Consider the following 23980-nt stretch of genomic DNA (forward strand, 5'->3'; position numbering starts at 1 on the left):
GTTTCCGTGCGATGCTAGCACGGCGCGACGTTTACAGGGACGCCGCGTCGATGCGTCAACCAGGTCAAGACGGCGAGGCGGCGCGATAGACGCATCTTCCCGCCACGAAGGTCTGTTGTGGCTGGAGGTCGTCGTCGATCAGGGTGACGTCGGCATCGAGGCCCACGGCCAGGCGACCCTTGTGATCCTGCAGGCCCAGCACCCGCGCCACGTTTCCCGAGATCAGGCCGAGGGCCTGTTCCAGAGGTAGCACGCCCTTGCGAACGAGACGCTGCCAGTCGCCGATCAGGGCGGTGTTGCGGGCCACCCGCATGCCCAGATACGCGCCCTTGGCATCGAACTCGGGCAGGCTGCCGTTGCAGTCGGAACTCATGGTGATGCGCTCGGCGGGCACGCCGCGCTTCAGCAGGAACGACACCGCCTCGAAGGCAGAAATGTCCTCCTCGCCCACTTCGTCGAAGGCAGTGACATCCACGCAGGCCTCGAAGCCCAGCGCATAGTCGGCAGCCTCCTCGAGCAGGGCACGGTGGCGGTTGACGTGGGTGGGGATCACCTGTTCGGCGGGAATCTCGGTCTCCGCTAGCAGCCGGCGCAGCGGCTCCAGTCCCCGCTTGCCATCGCCGAGGTGAAAGTGACAGATGCCCAGCTTGCCGGCCAGCATGGCACCGACTCGGACCTCGCTGACCAGTCGCTCGATCTCATCCTGCCTGGGCTGGCTGGAGCGATGATCCGAGATCGCCAGCTCGCCCAGGCCGATGACCTCGGGAATCCATGCCAGGTCGCGCTGGAGGTCGCCGGTCAGGGTGGGCGGCGGCACGCGGTAGGCGCCGGTATACATGTAGGCCGCGATGCCTTCGGCACGTAGCCCGCGCACCTTGGCGAGCAGATCCGCCGGGGAGCGGCTGATGCTGTCGGTGCCGAGCACGCCCACCACGGTGGCGATACCCATGGCGGCAATCTCCTCGGCGGTGATCTCTGGGCAGCGATTGCCACAGCCCCCTTCGCCGCCACCTCCCGTCACATGGACGTGCTGGTCGATGAAGGCGGGCACGGCAAGCAGGTCGCGCGCCTCGATCACCTCGATCGGCCAGCTCTCTGGGACCTCGATATTCTGTCCCAGGGCGGCGATGCGACCGTCGGCGATCAGGATGTCGGTGGCCGCAAGGGGTTCCGGAGCCTGGATACGCCCCACCCGCAGCAGCGTCAGCAACGGCTTAGCTGTTCTTTCCATCGGGTCGAATCCCATCAGTTCGATTCGCCGGCGGATTCGTGCGTGGGCGTGAAGCGCCGGCCGCGGAAGCGCTCGATGGCACCGGCGACGTCGTCGATCAGCAGCACCAGCAGGTCGCCCTGGCTCGCCTCGTCGAAGGCTCTGTCAACGGCCTGGGCCTCCTCCATGATGATTTCCACACGGCAGGTATTGCCCACCGATTCGGCACCGTCGCGCAGCAGGCCCGCGGCCTCGCCGGGGGTGCGCCCGCGGGAATCGGTCTCGTAGATGTAGACGATGTCATGCATGCGTGCGAGCAGGATACCCAGGCTGAACAGGTCCTCGTCGCGGCGATTTCCCGGGGCACTGGCCACGCTGATGCGCCGACCGGCGGGGATCCGGCCGACCAGCTCGCTCAAGGCTTCGAGGGCCGGCACGTTGTGCCCGTAGTCGATGAGAACCTTGACGCCTTCTGCTTCGATGAGATTGGTACGCCCGGGGTTCTGCCCGGGGGTGGGATGGAAGGTGCGCAGGCCCATCTGCACATCGGCGATGGAGAGCCCCAGGGCATAGGCTGCAGCACTGGCGGCCAGGGCGTTGGCGACGTTGAAGCTGGCGTGACCCTCGAAGGTTATCGGCACATCCACCACCGGGATCACTTCGGCCTCGACGTGGCCCTGGCGCATCACGATGCGCTCGTTGTGGACGGTAAAGGCCACCCCGTGTTCGCGAACGTGCTGACGGACCGGCCGCGAGTCGGGGTCCAGCGTAAAGAAGATGATGTCGCCCCGGGCCCATTCCTGGCCTTCCAGCACCCGGGGGTCGTCGGCATTGAGTACGGCCGTGCCGCCCTGGCGGACGGCATCGATCACCACTGTCTTGCAGCGCGCCAGTTCATCCAGGGTATGGATGTCGTGCTCGCCTAGGTGGTCGCTGGCGATATTGAGCAGTACGCCTACGTCGCACTCGTCAAACCCCAGCCCGCGTCGCATGATGCCGCCGCGGGCGACCTCGAGGACGGCGGTCTCGACGGTGGGTTCGCGCAGCACGATGGCGGCCGCCTGGGGGCCGCTGTAGTCGCCGCGCATGATCACATGGTTGTCGATCTCGATGGCGCCGGTACAGGCCATGCCCACGTTGCGACCCGACTGGCGCAGCAGATGAGAGAGCAGGCGCACCGTGGTGGTCTTGCCGTTGGTACCGGTGACCGCCGTGACGGGAATGCGCCCGGTCGTCTCACTGTCGGGGAACAGCATGTCGATCACTGGGCGACCGACATCGCGGCCCTCGCCGTGGGTCGGCGAGAGGTGCATACGAAACCCGGGCCCGGCATTGACTTCAACCACCCCGGCGGACTGCTCCTCGAGGGGCCGACTCAGGGTCTCGGCGAGCAGATCGATGCCGATGATGTCGAGGCCCACAAGGCGGGCGATGCGCTCCGCCGCGTACTTCACCTCGGGATGGACATCGTCGGTCACGTCCGTGGCCGTGCCTCCGGTGCTGAGGTTCGCCGTGGGCTTGAGGAAGACCATCTCACCTGCGGAAATCACGCTCTGCAGGGTCAGATTCTGCTGGCCGATCAGCCGCAGCGACTGCTCGTCCAGCTGGATCTGGGTCAGCAGGTTCTCGTGACCGATGCCGCGACGCGGGTCTCGGTTCTCTTCGTCGACTAGGGCCTGGAGGGTATCGATGCCGTTGCCGACCACATGGGCCGGACGCCGCCGTGCAGCGGCCACGAGCTTGTTGTCGATGACCAGCAGGCGATGGTCCTCGCCGCGGATGTATTGCTCGACGATCACCGATGGGTTGCGATGGGCGGCGATATCGAAGGCTTCCTTAAGCGACTGGTCGTCCTCGATATTGGTGCTCACGCCGCGGCCATGGTTGCCGATCACTGGCTTCAAGGCGACCGGATAGCCGATGCGGCGAACCGCGTCGAGGGCCTCGTCGAAGGAGGTGCACACCCACCCCTGGGGTACCGGAATGCCGGCATCGCCGAGCAGCTGCTTGGTCCACTCCTTGTCGTCGGCGATGCCGTGGCCGATCAGGTCCGTATGGCCCGTCACCGTGGCCTGGATATGCTGCTGCAGATGACCCTGGCCAAACTGGATGTAGCTGTTTTCCTCACTCAAGCGGGTATGAGGAATGCCGCGCTGGTTGGCGGCGTCGACGATGGCCGCCGTCGAGGGACCCAACATGTGGGCGTCGCGCACCTGGCGAAGGCGGTCGATGATCGCCGGCATGTCGATCTCCTGGCCGGCGAAGAGACGCTCGACGAGATCGACGGCCTCGACGCCGGCGGCCAGGCCACAGGCCTCGTCGCGATAGCGGTAGATCACGTTGTAGATGCCGGCGTCATAGCTATCGATGGTCTTGCCATAGCCCACCGAGAAGCCGATCAGGTTCTGCAGTTCGATGGCCACATGCTCGACCACATGGCCGGCCCAGGTGCCGCGCCCGAGTCGCTCCAGGAAGCCGCCGGGGCGGCCCACCGAGCAGCGGTGCTCCTGCAGGGTCGGCAGCAGGTCGGTAATGCGCTCGACGATGCCGGGGACGAGGTCGCTTGGTTTCTCCTCGAGTGCCCCGATGTCCAGGCGCATGAAGATGGCCGGATAGCGGCTGTAGTAGTTCGGGCCGCGAAGGGCTCGGTGTTCGAGAATGTTCATCGTTTCTCCGCGAGAAGGGCGGTGAGTTCGTGGGGAACGAGATAGCGTCTCGCCTCGACGTCGAAGCCATGACCGCTGACCATGGCATGGAGGATCATGTGCTCGACGGCCACGGGTTCGCCCACGGACAAGTCGGCGATGTTCGAGCTCGCCAGGTCCCGGCTGTCGATGAGGATGACATGACCGGGCCCGATGGCCTCTAGAATGCCGTGGGGGTGGATGATCACGCCGGCATCCTCGCCAAGGCCCACCCCCAGGTGTTCCGGGTTGCTTGCCCCGACCTCCATCAGGCGTGTGAAGCGCCCGCGCTCGAGAAAGTGACTGTCGATGATCAGGCCATCGACCAGACCCAGGCCGAAGGTCATGTTGACGGCGCCCTTGCGCAGGGCATCGGCGGCAGCGCCGTTGTAAATCATGGTGCCCGGCATGGCCGCCGCCCCGGCACTGGTCCCGGCCACCACCGCGCCGTCGTCGAGGCGTTCGCGGATGGCCGTCAGAACCCGGGAGCCACCCAGGACATTGGTCAGGCGTAGTTGGTCACCGCCACTGAAGAAGATGACGCCGCTCTGCTCAATCAGTCGCACGGTGTCGGTGTCGGCGGCCTGCTGGCGATCCCGTATCTCCAGCGAATGGACACGGCTGGCACCCAGCCGAGAGAAGGCCGCTTCGTATTCGGGCAGGACCTGGTCGGGAATGCTGCTGGCAGTGGCGATGACCGCAACCTCGTGGTTGCCTGCAGGAGCCAGGGAGAAGACCCGTCTGAGGATCTCGAGATCGGATGTCTTGTCCTCGGCACCGCCAATGGCCACGAGGGTGCCGGATGCCGAGGAAGGTAGCGAGGAGGGTGGCGAGATCATAATCCTTTCGTCGCCCAGCGACGCTCTTGAGAAAATGCGGAAGTGGAATCTATGCATGTAACGTTTCCAGCGGCGCAGTCCTTGCCGCCTACACTTTCCCTTATAACAGGCATCCTTGCGCGGGGCACGTTATTAGGGCAATCGCATAGGGCAATCGCATAGGGCAATCGCAGTTACCTGATGCGAGAGGCGCCGGGAAGATTAGTGTTCGATTCGTGGCAGGGGGCCCGGGGCCGGTATCGGCGTCAGCCGGCCAGTCGCGCCACCAGGTAGCTACCGGCGATCAACGCCAGCGTCAGCATCACCAGGCCCATGATGGCGCCCTTCCAGGCAGGAGTGGCGGCGCGCAGATTGAGGTAGACCATCAGCAGCCGTTGGGCCTTGAAGCCGGTGGCGGCGATCACCAGGCCCGCCGACCATAGCGGCAGCGATTGCCAGTCGCCCTGGTCGAGGCGCGCCGAGACCATCGAGAGTATTGTCAGGGCCATCAGCAGGGCCCAGGTAACCAGCAGGCGGCGGGTGCCGGGCAGCGATGTCATACGGCCTCCGGTTCAGCGCAGTAAAGATCCTTCAGCGTAATAGAGAGCCCTCAGCGCAACAGATAGAGCAGCGGGTAGAGCAGAATCCAGATCAGGTCGACCATGTGCCAGAAGGCGGCGGCGGTCTCCACGTTCTCGGTGGTAGTTCGCCAGGTCACCAGGGCCAGCAGTGCCAGGCCGAACAGCACATGGGCGAAGTGGAAGGCGGTGAGCCCGTAGTAGAAGCCGAAGAAGGCGTTGGTCTCCGGGGTGATGCCGGCGGCAAACTTGCTCGAATATTCGACCATCTTGATCACCCCGAACAGCACGCCCAGCGCCATGGCGGCGCCCAGCCACTGACGGGCCCGGCGGATCCTTTTGGTACTCACGGCCTCCACGGCCAGCGCTACGCAGAGTCCGCTGGTCAGCAGCACCAGGGTGTTGAGCCCGCCCACGAGCGGGTCAAGCTCGCGCTGTGAGGCGTCGAAGAGGGCCGTCGCCGCCACCCGTTCCGCGGCATAGAGGGCGAAGAAGGCGCTGAAGACCAGCATCTCGCTGAGTATCAGCACCCACATCAACGGGTTACCGGGCAGTGCCGAGAGTGGCCCCCACCCGGGGTTAGGCAACTCGCGTTCGTTCATCCGTCCGCCAGGGTCACCCGCGCGCCACCGAAGGTCAGGCTGCGCGGGTTGGTAACCGGCTGGTTCGAGGTCAGGCGGCTGATGCCCACGCCGCAGCGTGCCACCATCCAGATCAGGCAGGCGGTGAAATAGATATAGCCCAGTGCCCAAGGTGCCACGGCCGGGGCTCCCAATAGCCCCAGCAACTGCCAGGCGGCAACGAAGAGCCCGCCTCCCAGCATGCCCAGCCAGAAGGTGCGGATCTGGAACTGCAGGTGGCTCTGTACCCAGGGCTCGGCGTTGCGGCGCTTGAGGTGGGCGATCAGCACGCCGACGGGGGCGGTGACCACGGCCAGCACGCTGCCCAGGAAGAGCATGTAGACGATGATGGCCGCACCGCGGCCGCGGGCGGCTTTCTCGGTGTTGGTGGGAAGTTCGTGGGCCAGGGTGTGGGACATGGAAGGCACCTCGCATCCGAAAGACGGCCGGATTCCTCATCGGGAGTCAGGCCTTTTGATGTATTTCATATGCCACTATAGCGCGAGGCGCGGTGGATTTTCCTGGCCTGGATCAAGACGCCCTGCCGAAAATGAGAATGCCACCCGCAGGTGGCATTCCTTCAATCCGGTACGCGGTGTCACTTCTCGGTCTGCCGTGTCCGTCTGCGCTCGGCATACTGCTTCGCAGGCTCCTGGATCTCCGGCAGATAACGATAGCGTTCCTCGGCAAGCTCGGGAACGCGCTGGCGCTCCATGCGGCGGATGGCGCCGTGCATCCAGGCCAGTGACACCGCCACCAGCACGAACAGCACCATGTAGGAGCTGGTCCAGATGCCGGTGAGGTCGAGGACGATACCGAACAGGATCGGCAGGAAGAAGCCGCCCAGGCCGCCAATCATGCCGACCAGGCCACCCACCGAGCCGACGTTCTCAGGATAGTAGACCGGAATATGCTTATAGACAGCGGCCTTGCCCAGCGACATGAAGAAGCCCAGCAACACAGTGAGGATCACCACGGCCCATAGCGGCAGGATCATAGTGAACGCGATCTCGCCCTCCTTGCCCTGGATGATGTAGCTGGTCTCGGGATAGGAAAGGAAGAACAAACACACCAGCGAGGCGATGAAGGTCAGGTACATGATCGCCCGTGCGCCAAAGCGGTCGGACATCCACCCGCCGAGGGCGCGAAACACGCTGGCCGGCAGGGTGTAGAGCGCCGCCAGGGTGCCGGCCACGGCGATACTGACATCGTAAGCCCCGACGTAGTAACGCGGGAGGTAGGACGCCAGGGCCACGAAGGCACCGAACACGAAGAAGTAGTAGAGGGCAAACCGCCATACCTGGAGATGTCTGAGCGGCTCCAGCTGTTCCCGGGCGGAAGACCCCTTGCCGCCCTGGCCGCGCCGTGCGCGCGTCAGCGGGTCCTCCTTGGAAAAGATCCAGAAGCCTACGGCTACCACCGTCAACACGATGGCGTAGACCACCGCGGTCTGCTCCCAGCCCAGTGCGAGCAGCAGGAAGGGGGCAGCGAAGTTGGTTACCGCGGCCCCCGCGTTGCCGGCACCGAAGATGCCCAGTGCTGTACCCTGCTTCTCCTTCTCGAACCAGTAGGAAGTGTAGGCGATACCCACGATGAAGGAGCCCCCCGCGAGGCCCACGCCGAGCGCGGCAACCAGGAACATGGCGTAGGTTTCGACGTAGGAGAGCATGAAGACGCAGAGCGCGGTGATCAGCATCAGGATACTGAAAACGCGGCGACCGCCGAACTGCTCTGTCCAGATGCCTAGGAAGATGCGGCTGATGGAGCCGGTCAGTATCGGTGTGGCGACCAGGATGCCGAACTGGGTCTCACTGAGCCCCAGGTCCCGCTGGATCTGGACTCCGATAATGGAAAAGATCGTCCACACCGCGAAACAGGTGGTGAACGCAAGTGTGCTCAGTGTCAGGGCCCGGTACTGCTGGGGCCGGGTGACACCCTCTAGATGTTCCATGTCGTGTCTCCTTCACTGGTGCATGAAGTATCGCCATTCAGCCTGTCAGGCTTGGCAATAGCATGATTGACATGCATCAAGATTTTTCGCTGATACCTCGTGAAATATTGCCTCTAATCCTTCGGTGGTAGTCCCTTCCGAGTAGCCTCTGGAACATTGGTCAATGCCTTGTTGCAGCAGCTTGGCCCGCCGTCGGAACGTTAGAGGACCGAGAAACGCAGCGACCCGGACGGTCGTTGAAACGCCCGGGTCGGTTGTGGGCCTCAGCGAGCGGCCTGTTCTGCCTTGAGCAGAGCCTGCTCTTCGATCATGCGATCCACCGAGGAGACGTGATACTCCTCGGCGAAGCCGCCTTCCGGTTCCTTGAGCCAGAGAAAGCAGATCAGCCAGCTGAGGAAGGCGCCGGCGGCGATGATGTAGAAGAACTGGGTCGGGGTGACGAAGGTGAAGATGGTCAGGTAGACCACCGCCCCCACGTTGCCGTAGGCGCCGGCCATGCCGGAGATCTGCCCGGTGATGCGGCGCTTGATCGAGGGAATGATGCCGAACGTTGCGCCTTCCGCCCCCTGCACGAAGAAGGAGGTGAAGATGGTGATGGCTACAGCCACGATAAGCGGCCAGCTCGAGTTGAGCATGGCCATCAGCACGAAGCCGATGCCGATGCCGAACATGTAGCTGAGCATGACGAAGCGACGGTTGCCCATGCGATCCGACACCATGCCGCCCATGGGGCGCGCCACCAGATTGACGAAGGCGAAGGAAGCGGCGATGAGGCCGGCCATGGCAGCACTGAGTCCCCAGGTCTGCTCGAAGAACATGGGCAGCATCGAGACCACGGCAAGCTCGGCACCGAAGTTGGCGAAGTAGGTGCTGTTGAGCGCCGCCACGCTACTGAAGGGGTACTTGTCGTCCTCGGGAACCCCCTCCTTGAGGATCGGCACGTTAACGCGCAGGATCTGCACGATCTGGTAGATGACCACCGCGACGATCACCAGGTAGGCGATAACGGCGCCCGTGGTGGAGAGATAGCCCATGTTCTGGATGCGCCAGACCAGGATGCCGAGCACGCCGACCAGCGGGATGGTCCAGAGGATCAACTTGATCATGTCGGCCCAGCTGCTGACCTCCATGGCGGCAGCCTTGCGCGGCTTGCGGTGGGCCTTGGGATCGGGGCCATCGGTGATGCCGAACCAGTAGTAGACGCCGTAGGCGGCCATCACGATGGCGCTCTGGGCGATGGCCCAGCGCCAGCCGTCGTCACCGGCGTACATGGTGATGGCAATGGTGGGCAGGGTCATGGCGGCGGCAGCGGAACCGAAGTTACCCCAACCGGCATAGAACCCCTCGGCAAAGCCGATATCTCGTGGCTTGAACCACAGCGCAGTCATGTGGATACCCACCACGAAGCTGGCACCGATGGAGCTGAGCACCAGGCGCGAGACCAGCAGTTGGGTCATGGTATCGCCGAAGGCGAAGACCAGGGCGGGAACCGACATGGTGACCATCAGTATCGAGAACACTCGCCGTGGACCGAAACGATCCAGCGCCATTCCTACGATGATGCGCGCGGGTATGGTCAGTGCCACGTTGCAGATGGCGAACAGCTTGATGTCATCCTGGGTCAGCCAGTCGACGCTCTTGAGCATGCTCGAGGCAAGCGGCGCCATGTTGAACCAGACATAGAAGGTGATGAAGAAGGCTATCCAGGTCAGGTGCAAGGCCCGTATCTCGGGGCTTTTCACCTTGAAGACGGAAGAGACTTTCATGGTCGTTTATTCCTTTGCTGACGACTCGCCAGTGGGAAGAATCAGCAGGGGACATTCGGCACGACGAGCCAGGAAGGAGCTGACGCTGCCGAAGGTCATGTAGTCGAATTCATCGAAGATGGCGTTCAGCGACTTGGCGATGAAGCTCGGGTCGGGTTCGTGGCTGTGGCGGGCAATCACCAGCAAGTCGGGCTTCTCCTTGTGCGTGGCCTGCAGCAACAGCTTGCGTGCATCGCCCTCGGCGATCAGAAGCTCGGCGTCGAAACCTTGCTTGACGGCGGCTTCGACGCCCTCTTTCAAGTTGCCCTTGAGCTCCTTGTATTCTTCCTGGAAGAGTTCCTCGTTGGCACCGCTGCTATCTCTCGGGTTCTCGGCAACGCCGACCAGCACCAGCGTGGGCGCGTTCTTCTTAAACATCTGCATGGTCCGATCCAGGGCGAGCCTGGCATTTCTCGACCCATCGTAGGCAAGCATGATTTTCATGGCGGTTCTCTATACATCGGGTAGGGTGATCGCCCGGAGTCACCTCCGGGCGTGGCCGACTCTGGGAATCAGGGGTTCTTCACGTAGGCGCTCTTACGCAGATAGAACCACCAGTTGACGACCAGGCAGAGCGCGTAGAAGACCGCGAAGCCATACATCGCCATCTCCGGGGTGCCGGCCTGGATCTGCTCGCCCATCACCCGCGGGGCAATGAAGGCGCCGTAGGCGGCTACGGCCGAGGTCCAGCCCAGCACCGGTCCCTTGCTCTGCTGATCGAAGATGACCCCGATGCTGCGGAAGGTAGAGCCATTGCCGATGCCGCTGGCAGCGAAGAGAACGACGAACAGGATCAGAAAGATGGCGAAGTAGCTGTTGGGATCGGTGCCGTTATACGCCAGCATCATCACGTAGCCCACGGCAGCGGACGCCAGAACCATCACTACTGAGATCGCCTGGGTGACCACGGCACCCCCGACCTTGTCGGAGATCCAGCCGCCCACCGGGCGGATCAGGGCGCCGACGAAGGGGCCGATCCAGGCCCAGGTCAGTGCACTGGGAGCGTCTGGGTTGACCACCCGCGTCACGCTGCCATCGGCGGCCACCTCCATCATGTTGCCGAAGATGACGTTGATGGAGAGCGGCAGTGCGGCTGAGAAGCCGATAAAGGAGCCGAAGGTGGCGATATACAGCACCGTCATCGCCCAAGTGTGCTTATCGTTGAAGATGGCGAACTGCTTCCGGATGTTGGGCTGGATGTCGCCCGGGATCAGGCGCAGCGCGAATACCGTGATCAGGATGGTCAGCGGCAGGGCGATCCACATGTTGAGCCAGACAAGCGCCAGCATGCCGATCACCGAGGTCACGAGGCCCACGCCATAGAGCCCCAGGATCTTGCCGAAGGCCTGGGCCGGTGTGCCCGGATTCGGGGTGATGGCGCGCAGGTTATTCATGCCGAACCAGCCGGCGAAGGCCAGCGGAATCAGGAAAACCAGCCAGATGAAGGCCGCATTCTGGATCCAGGTGTCGGTCCCGGCCTCGATGCGGCCGATCAGGGTGCCGCTCGCACTTTCGAGCGCCATGGGCGCACCGGCCAGACCACCGAAGATGCCCACGGTCATCACCAGCGGGATCAGGATCTGCATGGTGGTGACGCCGAAGTTACCCAGGCCGGCGTTCATGCCCAGGGCATAACCCTGCTGCTTTTTCGGAAAGAACGTGGAGATGTTGCTCATGGAGGCAGCGAAGTTGCCCCCGCCGATGCCCGACAGCAGCGCCAGTATCTGGAACATCCAGAAGGGCGTGTCCGGATTCATCAGCGCGATGCCGGTGCCCAGCGCAGGGATCATCAGCAGGGCAGTGGTCAGGAAGATGGTGTTGCGCCCGCCGGCAATGCGAATCATGAAGGAGGCGGGAATGCGCAGGGTGGCGCCGGCAAGCCCGGCAAGGGCGGTCAGCGTGAACAACTGATCGACGCTGTAGGGATAGCCCAGATTCTGCATCTGTGTGGTGATCATGCCCCACATCAGCCATACGGCGAAGCCCATCAGCAGGCTGGGTATGGAAATCCAGAGGTTGCGATTGGCAACCTTCTTTCCTTCCTTTTCCCAGAACTCCTCGTTCTCGACATCCCAGTCTTCGATGTCGGCATTCTTTCTCGTCATGGCTTTTCCCCCTTAGAGCGCTTGCGTGAGGCCCCGGCCAGGGTCGCGGTTGACCGATATCAAGGCGCGGGGCTTTGTCGCGAAAGATACGCCTCGGAGGGGAAGGGCGAAACGGGGCAAAAATGCCGAAAAACCAGCAGGATACCTCCAGGGAGGTAGGAGGTATTCGAGGTCAGGTCATTGATCTACATGGTTTTTGTCATGGGGGGAGGGGTGAGTAGGGAGGCGGCGGATGCTTCGAAGGTCTTTGGAGGTATCCACACAGGATCTACTTGTCCACCCCCTCCTGGACGGCCCATACCGCGGCTTCCACCCGCGAGCGCAAGTTGAGCTTCTTGAGCAGGTGCTTGACGTGGACCTTGACGGTGCCTTCGGTGATGTCGAGCTTGCGGGCGATCAGCTTGTTGGAAAGACCCGCGGCCAGTTCGCGCAGGATCTCGCGCTCCCGCTGGGTCAGGCTGTGGATATCCGGTGCCGCCGGCTGGTTGCGCTGGCTGCGCAATGCTTCGGCCAGCAGGGCGGTGAGGCTCTCGCTGATCACCATGCGCCCCAAAGCGACCTGGCGCAGCTGGCGCACCATCTCGTCGGGGTCCATGTCCTTGAGGAGGTAGCCGTCGGCACCGCTGCGCAGGGCGGCCACCACATCCTCCTCGTGATCCGAGACGGTGAACATCACGATGCGTCCGGCATAGCCCTGTTCGCGCAGCTGCTTAAGGGTGGCGATGCCATCCATGCCGGGCATGTTGAGATCGAGGAGGATCATGTCGGGGTCGAGTTCGGCGGCCAGCCGGATGCCGACCTCCGGCTCGCCCGCCTCGCCGGCCAGCTCAAGGTCATCTTCCAGCTCGAGCAGCTGGGCCACGCCGCGGCGCAGCAGCGGATGGTCGTCGATGAGCAGGATCGTGGCGGGGGTGTCGTGATCGGTCCGGGTCATCCTGGCTAGTCCCTCTGTCCGTGTTGAAGGGCGGCGGCCTCGGGCGCGCTGGCCGGCTGCTGGGCGATCAGTCGTGCGGTCTGTGGCGAGAAGGCGAGCTCCACAAGGGTGCCGCCGGCCTGACGGTTGCGCACCTCGAATTCTCCGCCCAGTGTATCGGCGCGGTCGCGCATGATCACCAGGCCATAGTGCATGGGTGGCGAGCCGTCGTCCGGCAGGCCGATACCGTCGTCCTCGACCATGACATGCAGGCGGGCCTGCTGAAAGCGCACCGTAACCGCCGCCCAGTGGGCACGGGCATGTTTGTGGATGTTGGCCAGCGCCTCGCGGACCACCTGCAGCACATGGATCTCCTCGTTGGGATTGAGCAGATGCGGTGGCACGTCGAAGTAAAGCTCCACCGGGAAGCCAAGCCGTTCGGCGAACTCCTCGGTGGTTTGGCGCATGGCGCTCGAGAGGCCGGGCCCCTCGAGCTTCAAGCGGAAGGTGGTGAGCAGCTCGCGCAGCTGACGGTAGGCACTGTCGAGCCCGGTGCGCAGCTCGCCGAAGACGGCCGTCTGGGCCTCGCGGGGCATCTCCCTGGCCTGCATGCGCTCGAGCCTGGCGACCTGCATCTTGAGGTAGGAGAGCGATTGGGCCAGGGAGTCGTGGAGCTCACGGGCGATGATGGTGCGCTCGTTCATCAGCGTTACCTGCTGCTGCTCCTCGATGCGCCGTTGCAGGTAGACCGCTGTGGCCAGCTGGTTGGTCAGAGCATTGAGCAGCCGGCGTGTACTGTCGGTGAGCGTGCGGTCCTCGGGATACCAGATCTCCAGGGTGCCGAGCAGGGTCGCGCCGACGCTCACTGGCAGCAGCAGACACTCCGCCTTGCCGGTCTCGGAGAGCTCAAGGGGCTCGGGGTCGATCAGACAGGCGTGGCAGTCGTGGTCGCGACAGTAGGTGGGACGGCTACGCGAGTGCGTCGCCAGTATCGGCACCTCGTGGTCATCGTAGGGGTCGTGCAGCGAGAGTTTGATCGGCCCGATGTCGAGCAGCTGTTCAATGCGACGCAGCATCGGGGCGGCGCTGGCGCAGAGATCGTTGCCGCCGCCATAGAGAGCCCGGCTGCCGTCGTGGAGCACCTGCATGACCTGGTTGCTGCGTTCGAGCTCCTGTTGCTTGCGCGAGACGCGCTCCTCCAGCTCGGCGTAGCTGGCGGCGAGTTCGCCAGCCATGGTATCCAGGGTGCGGCCCAGCAGGGCGAGCTCGTCGCTGCCCTTGAACCGGGTGCGATAGTGGAAGTTGCGGCGGCCGGCTTCCCGGGCCAGCACCACCAACTGGTGCAGCGGGGCCACCAGGTTGTGGCGGATGTCGTAGAGGGCGATCGCCACCACCACGGCGGTCAGCGCCAGGAAGAGGATCTGCAGCACGCTGAGCAGGCGAATCTTGGCCTCGCTGTTCCGCTCTAGCTGCGTGACCAACTGGTCGATGTCATCCACCAGCCCGTCCAGGGTCTGGCGCAGTGCCTCGACCTCCACTCCTTCACCGGCGATGGCACGAGTTACCTGGGGTGCCAGCGCTTCGTCCCAGCGCGCCTGCAGCATCCGGTACTGTGCCTGCAGGGGGTGGTCCTCGGCCTGGGGCAGGGCCTGGTTCAGCCGAGGGTTGGCCAGCCGTTCGCGGAAGCGCTCGCTGAGTGCCTCGACCCGTTCGCGCTGCGCCGGCTCGGGCTGGCGTTCGTAACGCTGCAGGGCCGCGACGATCTGGTAGGTGTTCATGCGCAGCGAGCCGGCCACGTTGATGGCAGCCGCATCGCCGCGGCTGCCGTTGGCCACCACCATGGTCACGACGATGCTGATCAGCGCCATGGCGCTGATTGCCAGCAGCGAGGCGACGATGCGGGCCACCAGGGAGCGTTGCAGCAGCTTCATCGGCGGGAGGGCCTTCCCATGAGTATGGATTCAGGGTGTCACTATACCCTAATGGGTAGTTGTTGCTCCCTCAAAGGCGTACCTCTCTTGCCCTTTTGACCCTGCCCCTGGGGCTTCCGAGAATTCAACCAAACCTCTCGAGCCCCGGCCCATGTCTCGCGCCCCCGATTCCTTCTCGAACGAGTCCCGCGATGCGTCGGTCCATGGCGAATCGGCACCGCCGGACTACCGCTCGCTGGTGGTGGTCGTGCTCTCGCCGCTGGCCTTTGCCCTGGTCTTCGCCTGCTGGACCCTGTTCGCCGTGCTCGGCGTGGAGCTCCGCCGGGAGCTGGCCCTGGGAGGCGTCGGCTTCGCAGTCCTGCTGGCCATGCCGATGCTCGCCGGGGCTCTGGCCAGCCTGCCCATGGCGCTGCTGGCCCGACAGCATGGTGGGCGTCGGGTCATGCTCGGCTGCCTGCTGCTGATCTGTCCCTTCCTGTGGTGGATCAGCCAGGCGCATCATTACCTGGAATTCCTGCTGTCCGGCCTGGGGCTTGGGCTGGGGGCCGGCTCGCTGGCCGCCGGCCTGGTCTATGTGGCGAAACTGGGGCCGCCTCGCCATGCCGGCTTGGCGCTGGGCCTCTACGGGGCCGGCATGGTGGGGGCCGGGTTGAGTTACCTGCTGCTGCCACTGGTCAGCCAGGCCTACGGCTGGCGGATGGCACCGCAGCTCTACCTGCTGCCGGTGCTGCTGGTGGCGGCCCTGTTGTGGCTGTTCGCCGATGACGATGACTCGTTCGAGCCCGTTGGCGAGATAGAGAATGACGCGTTGCCGACGGCTCGAGCCTCAGCGAGGACTCGAGTCGCTCGACTGGCCGCCCGCCTCGCCGACTGGCAGCTGTGGCGGTTGGCGATCACCTACAGCTTCTTCTTCGGCGCCTTCGTGGCCCTGGCGCTGTGGCTGCCCGGTCACCTGACGGCCCGCTACGGGCTCTCGCTGCAAGCCGCGGCACTCTGGGCGCTGCCCTTCACGCTCGCCGTCGGGGCGGGCCAGGTGATTGGTGGCGCCCTGGCCGATTGGCGGGACTTCCGCAGCCTGCGCTGGTGGATCAGCGCCTTCGTGCTGGTCTGCCTGTTCCTGCTCTCCTATCCCCCTTTCTCCATGCGTATCGAGGGCATGTATGGCGAACTGACGCTGCACTATGCGGCACCACTATGGGGGTTTCTGGGCCTGCTGGTGGCCATGGGCGGCGCCATGGGGGTGGGCCAAGGTAGCCTGATGCGGCTGATCCATCGCGACCATGGCGACGACATGGCGCTGGTGGGTGGGCTGGCACTGACCCTGGGTGGGCTTTTCGCCGCTCTGCTGCCACCGGTCTTCGTGCTGGGCGGCGAATGGCTGGGAATACGCACCGCGGGCTTCATGTTCCTCTATGCCGCCCTGGTGGCCTGCATGCTGATAATGCTCGCCGATCATGCCCGAGGCCACGGGGACGCACGCTGAATGCCCGCTCTAACCCCTCCTTCACCGATGTCTATCTCCTTGGAGGTAGGGGGCATGTATATGGAGGTAACCGGGCAGTATTCCTCCTTCCGATCCCCCAGAATCTCTTCCATGGAAGCTGCCTGAGCCCTGTGAGGGAGGGGCAGTCCGAGTGGCCCGGGGTGGTCACGCATCTTTATCAGGAGCCTGGAGAGCGACCATGAGTCACTTCATCGATCGGCTGAACTTCTTCCGCAAGGCCCGCGAACCCTTCGCCAACGAGCATGGTGAACTTCGCCAGGAGTCCCGCGAGTGGGAAAACGGCTACCGGCAGCGCTGGCAGCACGACAAGGTGGTGCGGTCCACCCACGGGGTGAACTGCACCGGTTCGTGCAGCTGGAAGATCTACGTCAAGAACGGCCTGGTCACCTGGGAGACCCAGCAGACCGACTACCCGCGAACCCGGCCCGACCTGCCCAATCACGAGCCGCGGGGCTGCCCGCGGGGCGCCAGCTACTCCTGGTACATGTACAGCGCCAACCGCCTCAAGTACCCGCTGATCCGCAAGCCGCTGCTCAAGCTGTGGCGAGAGGCACTGGAGCTCAAGGAGGATCCCGTCGAGGCCTGGGCCTATATCGTCGAGGACCCGGCGAGGTCCAAGGAATACAAGCGGGCCCGTGGCATGGGCGGCTTCGTGCGCGCCGACTGGGACGAGCTCAATGAGCTGATCGCCGCCTCCAACGTCTACACCGCCAAGCAGTTCGGCCCGGACCGCATCGTGGGCTTCTCGCCGATTCCCGCGATGTCCATGGTCAGCTATGCGGCGGGCAGCCGTTATCTGTCGTTGATCGGTGGCGTCTGCATGAGCTTCTACGATTTCTATTGCGACCTGCCGCCGGCCTCGCCGATGACCTGGGGCGAGCAGACCGACGTGCCCGAGTCGGCCGACTGGTACAACTCCGGCTACATCATCGCCTGGGGCTCCAACGTGCCCCAGACCCGTACCCCGGATGCCCACTTCTTCACCGAGGTGCGCTACAAGGGCACCAAGACCGTCTCCATCACCCCAGACTACGCCGAGGTCTCCAAGCTCACCGACGAGTGGCTCTCCGCCAAGCAGGGCACCGATGCCGCCCTGGCGATGGCCATGGGCCATGTGATCCTCAAGGAATTCCACCTCGACACGCCCAGCGCCTACTTCACCGACTACGTGCGCCAGTACACCGACATGCCCTTCCTGGTCGAGCTCGAGGCCCGCGAGGACGGCAGCTACGCCCCCGGCAGGCAGCTGCGCGCCAGCGATTTCGATGCCAGTCTGGGCCAGGAGAACAATCCCGAGTGGAAGACCGTCGCCTGGGACGAGACCCGCGACCAACTGGTGGTGCCGCGCGGCTCCATCGGTTTCCGCTGGGGCGAGACCGGTGACGAGATTGGCAAGTGGAACCTCGAGACGCTGGACGCCGAGGGGACCGAGATCAAGCCGCTGCTGACCCTGGCCGACCATCACGACAGCGTGGCCAGCGTGGCATTTCCCTACTTCGGCGGCATCGAGCACGAGCACTTCGACCATGTGAAGGGCGAAGGCGTGGGTGCCGCGGATGATCTGCTCTTCCACAACCTGCCCGTCAAGAAAATGAAGAAGGCCGACGGCAGCGAGATGCTGGCGGTCACCGTGTTCGACCTGATGTGTGCCAACTACGGCATCGACCGTGGCTTCAAGGGCGATGGCGAAGACGACGGGGCGACCTCCTACGACCAGATCCGTCCCTATACCCCGGCCTGGCAGGAGAAGATCACCGGCGTGCCTGCCAAACAGGCCGAGCGCATCGCCCGTGAGTTTGCCGACAACGCCCACAAGACCCAGGGGCGCAGCATGATCATCGTGGGTGCCGGCATGAACCACTGGTACCACATGGACATGAACTACCGTGGCCTGATCAACATGCTGGTCATGTGTGGCTGCATCGGCCAGAGCGGCGGCGGCTGGGCCCACTACGTGGGTCAGGAGAAGCTGCGCCCTCAGACCGGCTGGCTGCCGCTGGCCTTCGGTCTCGATTGGCAGCGGCCGCCGCGCCACATGAACTCCACCTCCTTCTTCTACAACCACTCCTCCCAGTGGCGCTACGAGAAGCTCGAGATCAAGGAGATCCTCTCGCCGCTGGCCAAGGCCGAGGACTACCCGGGCAGCCTGATCGACTTCAACGTGCGCTCCGAGCGCATGGGCTGGCTGCCCTCGGCACCGCAGCTCGCCACCAACCCGCTGCGCCTGGCCAAGGCCGCCGAGCAGGCCGGAATGTCCACCAAGGACTATGCCGTCGAGCAGCTCAAGAGCGGCGAGCTGGCGTTTGCCGCCGAGGATCCGGACAACCCCCAGAACTTCCCGCGCAACATGTTCATCTGGCGCTCCAATCTGCTGGGCAGCTCCGGCAAGGGCCACGAGTACATGCTCAAGTATCTGCTGGGGACCCGCCACGGCATCCAGGGCAAGGACCTGGGCGAGGAAGGCGGCACCAAGCCCGAGGAGGTCAAGTGGCATGACGAGGCGCCTGAGGGCAAGCTCGACCTGCTGGTGACCCTGGACTTCCGCATGTCCACCACCTGCCTCTACTCGGACATCGTGCTGCCCACCGCCACCTGGTACGAGAAGGACGACCTCAACACGTCCGACATGCACCCCTTCATCCACCCGCTGACCGCGGCCACCGACCCGGCGTGGGAGTCGCGCAGCGACTGGGAGATCTACAAGGGTATTGCCAAGGCCTTCTCCAAGGTCTGCGTAGGTCATCTGGGCGAGGAGACCGACCTGGTCACCCTGCCGCATCAGCACGACTCACCCGCCGAACTGGCCCAGGTTGATGTAAAGGACTGGAAGAAGGGCGAGTGCGAGCCGATCCCGGGCAAGACCATGCCGGCGCTAGTCGAGGTCAAACGCAACTACCCCGAGACCTACGAGCGCTTCACCTCCGTGGGACCGCTGCTCGAGAGCATCGGCAACGGTGGCAAGGGCATCAACTGGAAAACCGAGTCCGAGGTGGAGCTGCTTGGCAAGCTCAACCACCGCAAGCTGGACGGATCCTCCAAGGGCCGCCCCCAGATCGAGAGTGCCATCGACGCCGCCGAGATGGTGCTGACGCTGGCGCCGGAGACCAACGGTCAGGTATCGGTCAAGGCCTGGGATGCCCTCTCCAAGATCACCGGGCGGGATCACACCCACCTGGCGCATCCCAAGGAGGACGAGAAGATTCGCTTCCGCGACATCGTCGCCCAGCCGCGCAAGATCATCTCCAGTCCGACCTGGTCCGGCCTCGAGGATGAGCACGTCTCCTACAACGCCGGCTACACCAACGTCCACGAGCTGATTCCCTGGCGCACCGTCAGCGGTCGCCAGCAGTTCTATCAGGACCACCCCTGGATGCGTGCCTTCGGCGAGAGCCTGCTGGTCTACCGTCCGCCGATCAATACCAAGGCGGCGCAGGGCTTCACCCTGCCGGCCGATAACGGCTTCAAGACCAAGGCGCTGAACTTCATCACGCCGCACCAGAAGTGGGGGATTCACTCCACCTACAGCGACAATCTGCTGATGCTGACATTGTCACGCGGCGGTCCCATTGCCTGGCTGTCGGAGGACGATGCGCAGTCGATCGGCATCGAGGACAACGACTGGATCGAGCTGTACAACTCAAATGGTGCGATCACCGCCCGCGCCGTGGTGAGCCAGCGGGTCAAGAACGGCATGGTGATGATGTACCACGCACAGGAGCGTATCACCAATATCCCCGGCTCAGAGGTCAGCGGCACTCGCGGCGGGTTCCACAACTCGGTTACCCGCATCTGCCCCAAGCCGACCCACATGATCGGCGGCTACGCGCAACTCTCCTACAGCTTCAACTACTACGGCACCGTCGGCTCCAACCGCGACGAATTCGTCCTGATTCGCAAGATGAAGCATATCGACTGGTTGGATGGCGAAGGCAATGACACCGTGCAGGAGGCCGTGAAATGAAGATTCGTTCGCAAGTAGGCATGGTCCTCAATCTCGACAAGTGCATCGGCTGTCACACCTGCTCGGTGACCTGCAAGAACGTCTGGACCAGTCGAGAAGGCGTCGAGTACGCCTGGTTCAACAACGTCGAGACCAAGCCCGGCATCGGCTATCCCAAGGAGTGGGAGAACCAGCACAAGTGGAAGGGAGGCTGGCTGCGTCGCAAGGATGGCCGCATCGAGCCGCGTATCGGCGGCAAGTGGCGGGTATTGGCGAACATCTTCGCCAACCCCGATCTGCCGGAGATCGACGACTACTACGAGCCGTTCACCTTCGACTTCCAGCATCTGCACACTGCAAAGCAGGGCGAGCATCAGCCCACTGCGCGGCCGCGTTCGCTGATCTCCGGCGAGCGCATGAACAAGATCGAGTGGGGCCCGAACTGGGAGGAGATTCTCGGTACCGAGTTTGCCAAGCGGCGCAAGGACGCGAACTTCGAGAAGGTGCAGGCCGACATCTACGGCCAGTTCGAGAACACCTTCATGATGTATCTGCCGCGGCTGTGCGAGCACTGCCTCAACCCGACCTGCGTGGCGTCGTGCCCGAGTGGCGCGATCTACAAGCGCGAGGAAGACGGCATCGTCCTGATCGATCAGGACAAGTGCCGCGGTTGGCGGATGTGCATCTCCGGCTGCCCCTACAAGAAGATCTACTACAACTGGAAGACCGGCAAGTCCGAGAAGTGCATCTTCTGCTATCCGCGCATCGAGGCCGGCCAGCCGACCGTCTGCTCCGAGACCTGCGTGGGCCGGATCCGCTATCTCGGCGTGCTGCTCTACGATGCCGACCGCATCGAGGAAGTCGCCAGCTCCCCGGACGAGCGTGATCTCTATCATCGTCAGTGCGAGATCTTCCTGGATCCCAACGACCCAGAGGTGATCGCACAGGCCAAGAAGGATGGCATCACCGACAATGTGATCGCCGCCGCCCAGGCCTCGCCGGTCTACAAGCTGGCCATGGACTGGGGTCTGGCGCTGCCGCTGCATCCGGAGTATCGCACCCTGCCGATGGTCTGGTACGTGCCGCCGCTGTCGCCGATCCAGTCCGCCGCCGAGGCCGGCAACGTCGAGTTCGAGGGTGTCATGCCCAAGATCGAGTCGCTTCGCATCCCGGTCAAGTACCTGGCCAACATGCTCACCGCCGGCGAGGAAGAGCCTGTGGTGCTGGCGCTCAAGCGCCTGATGGCGATGCGCCTCTACATGCGCGGCAAGCACGTCGAAGGCAAGGCCGAGACCGAGGTGCTGGAGAGCGTGGGGCTCAGCGAAGCCCAGGTGGAGGACATGTACCGGTACTTGGCCATCGCCAATTACGAGGATCGCTTCGTGATCCCCACCAGCCATCGCGAAATGGCCACCGAGGCCTTCCCGGAGCGCGGCGGCTGCGGCTTCACCTTCGGCGACGGCTGCCACGGCGAGAGCAAGCCAAGCCTGTTCAACGGCCGTTCACAGACCACCACCCTGGTGCAGCCGGTCGAGACCTTCGATCCCGGTGCACAGGACAAGACTCAGAGCGAGGAGGTGCGTCATGGCTGAGGCAGCGATGCAATATCCCGTGGCGGAGCCGGATATGCTGAGCCTGCGCGTGCTGGCCAGGCTGCTCGACTATCCCTCCGCGGAGCTCCAGGCCGCCGCGCCGGAGATGATCGAGATCCTCGACGGCGAGCGCCGCTGGAAGCCGGCACTGCGCGCTCGTTTGATGGACTGGTGCCAGCGCCTGCTGGAAGCCGATCTGATGGAGCTGCAGGCCGAGTACGTGGCGCTGTTCGACAAGGGACGCAGCACCTCGCTGCTGCTCTTCGAGCACGTCCACGGCGAGTCCCGCGATCGCGGTCAGGCCATGGTCGATCTGATGGCCGAGTACAGCGCCGCGGGCTTCGAGCTCGATGCCCGTGAACTGCCTGACTACCTGCCGCTGTTCCTGGAGTATCTCTCGACCCGTCCGGAGGCCGACATCGGCCGCTGGCTGGGTGAGATCCGCCATATTCTGGCGCTGCTCAGTGCGCGCCTTGAAGAGCGGGATGCCGATCAAGCCCTGGTGCCGCTGGCGCTGCTGGCCCTGATCGGCGCCGAAGGGGACGTCGACGCCCACCGCGAGACGGTGAAGGAGGAGGCGCCCGACGATACACCGGAGGCGCTGGACGAGATCTGGGAGGAGGAAGCCGTGCGCTTCACGGCCGCCTCCGACGAGGATTGCGCGCTGCAGTCCGCCGAGGGTCGCCGGCTCGCCGAGCGCAAGCAGGCGGTGCCCAGCGACCCCGTCAGAATCATGGCCGGCAGCGGCCAGCCCGACCGTGCCGTGGCCGAACGCGGCCCGACCGATCGCTAAAGGAGAACCGTCATGTTTAGCGAATATCTGCAACACTTGATCTATGGCTACTACCCCTATCTGGCCGGTACGGTGTTCCTGGTCGGCAGCCTGCTGCGTTACGACCACGGCCAGTTCACCTGGAAGACCGGTTCCAGCCAGATGCTCTCGTCGAAGAACATGCGCCTGGCCAGCAACCTCTTCCATATCGGCATCATCGTGATCTTCTTTGGCCACCTGTTCGGCATGCTCACGCCGCACTGGATCTATGCACCCTTCATCAGCGCCGGCGCCAAGCAAGTGGTGGCGATCGTCATCGGTGGCATCGCCGGCGTGATGGTCCTAGTGGGTGGTGGCATGCTGCTCTACCGTCGCTTTACCAACCCGCGGGTCAAGGCTTCGTCCGCTCCGATGGACAATGTCATTCTCGGGCTGATCGTCTTCCAGGCAGGGCTGGGTATCATCAGCGTGTTCTTCTCGCTGGGCCACCTGGACGGCGCGATGATGCTCACCCTGGCTGCCTGGGCACAATCCATCGTCTTCTTCAGCGGCGGGGCGGCGGACTTCATGGCCGAGGTCTCATGGATCTACAAGGTCCACGTTTTCCTCGGCTTGACCATTATCCTGCTGTTCCCTTTCTCGCGCCTGGTGCATGTGTGGAGCGTGCCCTTCGGGTATATCACTCGCCGTTACCAGCTGGTTCGCAAGCGGGGCTGAGGAGTTATCACCATGCAGAAGATCGATATCGAGATGATCCCGGGAGGGGCCACTCCCCCACCCATCCGGGTCGGCGAGGCCACCATCGCGGAGGCCGACATCGCCGAGGAGATGCAGTACCACCCGGCGGACAGCGCCGGAACAGCACAGCTCAAGGCGGCCCGCGCCTTGGTGGTGCGCGAGTTGCTGCGCCAGCGGGCGGCTGTCCTGGGAGTGGCCGAGGCCGCCGGCGAGGCGGTCGACGAGGCCGATGTCGCCATCGCCGAGCTGCTGGAGCGCGAGCTTGAGGTGCCCGAGCCCGCCGAGGAAGACTGTCGTCGCTTCCACGCCGCCCATCCCGAGCGTTTCAGCGAGCCCACTCGGCTGCGGGTGCGCCATGTGCTGCTGGCCGCGGCCCCGGACGATGCCCCGGCCCGTGATGCCGGCTATCGCCAGGGCGAGAAGTTGATCCGTCAGCTGCAGGAGGTGCCCGAGCGCTTCACCGAGTTCGCTCAGCGATACTCTGCCTGTCCCTCGAAGGAGGAAGGCGGCGAGCTGGGTTGGCTGGCCCCGGGCCAGACCGTGGCCGAGCTGGACCGTGCCCTGCAGCATCTGCCCGAGGGGCTCCACGACCGCCCGCTGGCCTCCCGCTATGGCTGGCACGTCGTCAGTATCGATGAGCGTGTCGAGGGTCGTGAACTGCCTTACCAGCAGGTCGCTGAACACGTCCGCCACAGCCTGCGCGAGCAGGCCACGCGTCGTGCCCTGCGCCACTACCTGCTGGCCCTGGAGGCCGAGATCGGCGTCGAGGGCATCGCGCTCGACGACGATAGCGCCAGTGCCTTGATGCAATAGGAGAGT

18 protein-coding genes are annotated in these 23980 nt (G+C 64.2%); 6 read left to right on the plus strand and 12 right to left on the minus strand.

All coding sequences use genetic code 11. The features are described from left to right. Nucleotides 1-64: 64 nt before the first annotated feature. From iadA to U5L98_RS03345, 12 genes are all read right to left on the minus strand, one after another. The gene (gene iadA, locus U5L98_RS03290) at nt 65-1231 is read right to left on the minus strand and encodes a beta-aspartyl-peptidase (RefSeq protein ID WP_322556918.1); all 1167 of its coding nucleotides are present in this window, start codon (nt 1229-1231) and stop codon (nt 65-67) included. Between the two features lie 14 nt (nt 1232-1245). Next, nucleotides 1246-3876, minus strand: coding sequence for a cyanophycin synthetase (cphA, locus tag U5L98_RS03295; protein WP_322556919.1), 2631 nt, complete (start codon nt 3874-3876; stop codon nt 1246-1248). After that, nucleotides 3873-4733 carry a cyanophycinase gene (locus tag U5L98_RS03300; protein ID WP_322556920.1) on the minus strand — a complete coding sequence of 287 codons (861 nt, stop codon included), beginning with the start codon at nt 4731-4733 and terminating at the stop codon, nt 3873-3875. The genes cphA and U5L98_RS03300 overlap by 4 nt, the downstream gene beginning before the upstream one ends. A gap of 245 nt (nt 4734-4978) precedes the next feature. Beyond that, nucleotides 4979-5272, minus strand: a complete 294-nt coding sequence (locus U5L98_RS03305) for a cytochrome C oxidase subunit IV family protein (RefSeq protein WP_322556921.1) — start codon at nt 5270-5272, stop codon at nt 4979-4981. 50 nt (nt 5273-5322) lie between these two features. Beyond that, nucleotides 5323-5892 carry a cytochrome c oxidase subunit 3 family protein gene (locus tag U5L98_RS03310; RefSeq protein WP_322556922.1) on the minus strand — a complete coding sequence of 190 codons (570 nt, stop codon included), beginning with the start codon at nt 5890-5892 and terminating at the stop codon, nt 5323-5325. Continuing rightward, nucleotides 5889-6329, minus strand: a complete 441-nt coding sequence (locus tag U5L98_RS03315) for a hypothetical protein (protein ID WP_322556923.1) — start codon at nt 6327-6329, stop codon at nt 5889-5891. Before U5L98_RS03315 ends, U5L98_RS03310 begins: the two co-directional genes overlap by 4 nt. Before the next feature lie 179 nt (nt 6330-6508). After that, nucleotides 6509-7861 (minus strand): nitrate/nitrite transporter, encoded by a 1353-nt coding sequence (locus U5L98_RS03320; RefSeq protein WP_322556924.1) that lies wholly within the window; start codon nt 7859-7861, stop codon nt 6509-6511. Nucleotides 7862-8124: 263 nt separating this feature from the next. Next, nucleotides 8125-9627 (minus strand): MFS transporter, encoded by a 1503-nt coding sequence (locus U5L98_RS03325; RefSeq protein WP_322556925.1) that lies wholly within the window; start codon nt 9625-9627, stop codon nt 8125-8127. A gap of 6 nt (nt 9628-9633) precedes the next feature. After that, nucleotides 9634-10110, minus strand: a complete 477-nt coding sequence (locus U5L98_RS03330) for a universal stress protein (RefSeq protein ID WP_322556926.1) — start codon at nt 10108-10110, stop codon at nt 9634-9636. A gap of 68 nt (nt 10111-10178) precedes the next feature. Continuing rightward, nucleotides 10179-11771: an MFS transporter gene (locus U5L98_RS03335; RefSeq protein ID WP_322556927.1), complete on the minus strand. Its 1593-nt coding sequence runs from the start codon at nt 11769-11771 to the stop codon at nt 10179-10181. Between the two features lie 268 nt (nt 11772-12039). Then, nucleotides 12040-12705 (minus strand): two-component system response regulator NarL, encoded by a 666-nt coding sequence (gene narL, locus U5L98_RS03340; protein ID WP_322556928.1) that lies wholly within the window; start codon nt 12703-12705, stop codon nt 12040-12042. 5 nt (nt 12706-12710) lie between these two features. Next, complete coding sequence (locus U5L98_RS03345; RefSeq protein ID WP_322556929.1) at nt 12711-14615, minus strand: type IV pili methyl-accepting chemotaxis transducer N-terminal domain-containing protein; 1905 nt, start codon at nt 14613-14615, stop codon at nt 12711-12713. Between the two features lie 151 nt (nt 14616-14766). On the opposite strand from U5L98_RS03345, the gene U5L98_RS03350 reads away from it, so the two are divergent. From U5L98_RS03350 to U5L98_RS03375, 6 genes are all read left to right on the plus strand, one after another. Continuing rightward, nucleotides 14767-16098: an MFS transporter gene (locus U5L98_RS03350; protein ID WP_322556930.1), complete on the plus strand. Its 1332-nt coding sequence runs from the start codon at nt 14767-14769 to the stop codon at nt 16096-16098. 199 nt (nt 16099-16297) lie between these two features. Continuing rightward, nucleotides 16298-20080, plus strand: coding sequence for a nitrate reductase subunit alpha (locus U5L98_RS03355; RefSeq protein ID WP_322556931.1), 3783 nt, complete (start codon nt 16298-16300; stop codon nt 20078-20080). Next, nucleotides 20077-21651, plus strand: coding sequence for a nitrate reductase subunit beta (narH, locus tag U5L98_RS03360; RefSeq protein WP_322556932.1), 1575 nt, complete (start codon nt 20077-20079; stop codon nt 21649-21651). Before U5L98_RS03355 ends, narH begins: the two co-directional genes overlap by 4 nt. Then, nucleotides 21644-22444, plus strand: coding sequence for a nitrate reductase molybdenum cofactor assembly chaperone (gene narJ / locus U5L98_RS03365; RefSeq protein ID WP_322556933.1), 801 nt, complete (start codon nt 21644-21646; stop codon nt 22442-22444). The genes narH and narJ overlap by 8 nt, the downstream gene beginning before the upstream one ends. A gap of 12 nt (nt 22445-22456) precedes the next feature. Then, complete coding sequence (gene narI, locus U5L98_RS03370) at nt 22457-23140, plus strand: respiratory nitrate reductase subunit gamma (RefSeq protein ID WP_322556934.1); 684 nt, start codon at nt 22457-22459, stop codon at nt 23138-23140. 12 nt (nt 23141-23152) lie between these two features. After that, on the plus strand, nt 23153-23974 hold the full coding sequence (locus U5L98_RS03375) for a peptidylprolyl isomerase (protein ID WP_322556935.1): 822 nt from the start codon (nt 23153-23155) through the stop codon (nt 23972-23974). Nucleotides 23975-23980: the final 6 nt, after the last annotated feature.

This window comes from Halomonas sp. (assembly GCF_034520545.1).
Classification (GTDB): domain Bacteria; phylum Pseudomonadota; class Gammaproteobacteria; order Pseudomonadales; family Halomonadaceae; genus Halomonas.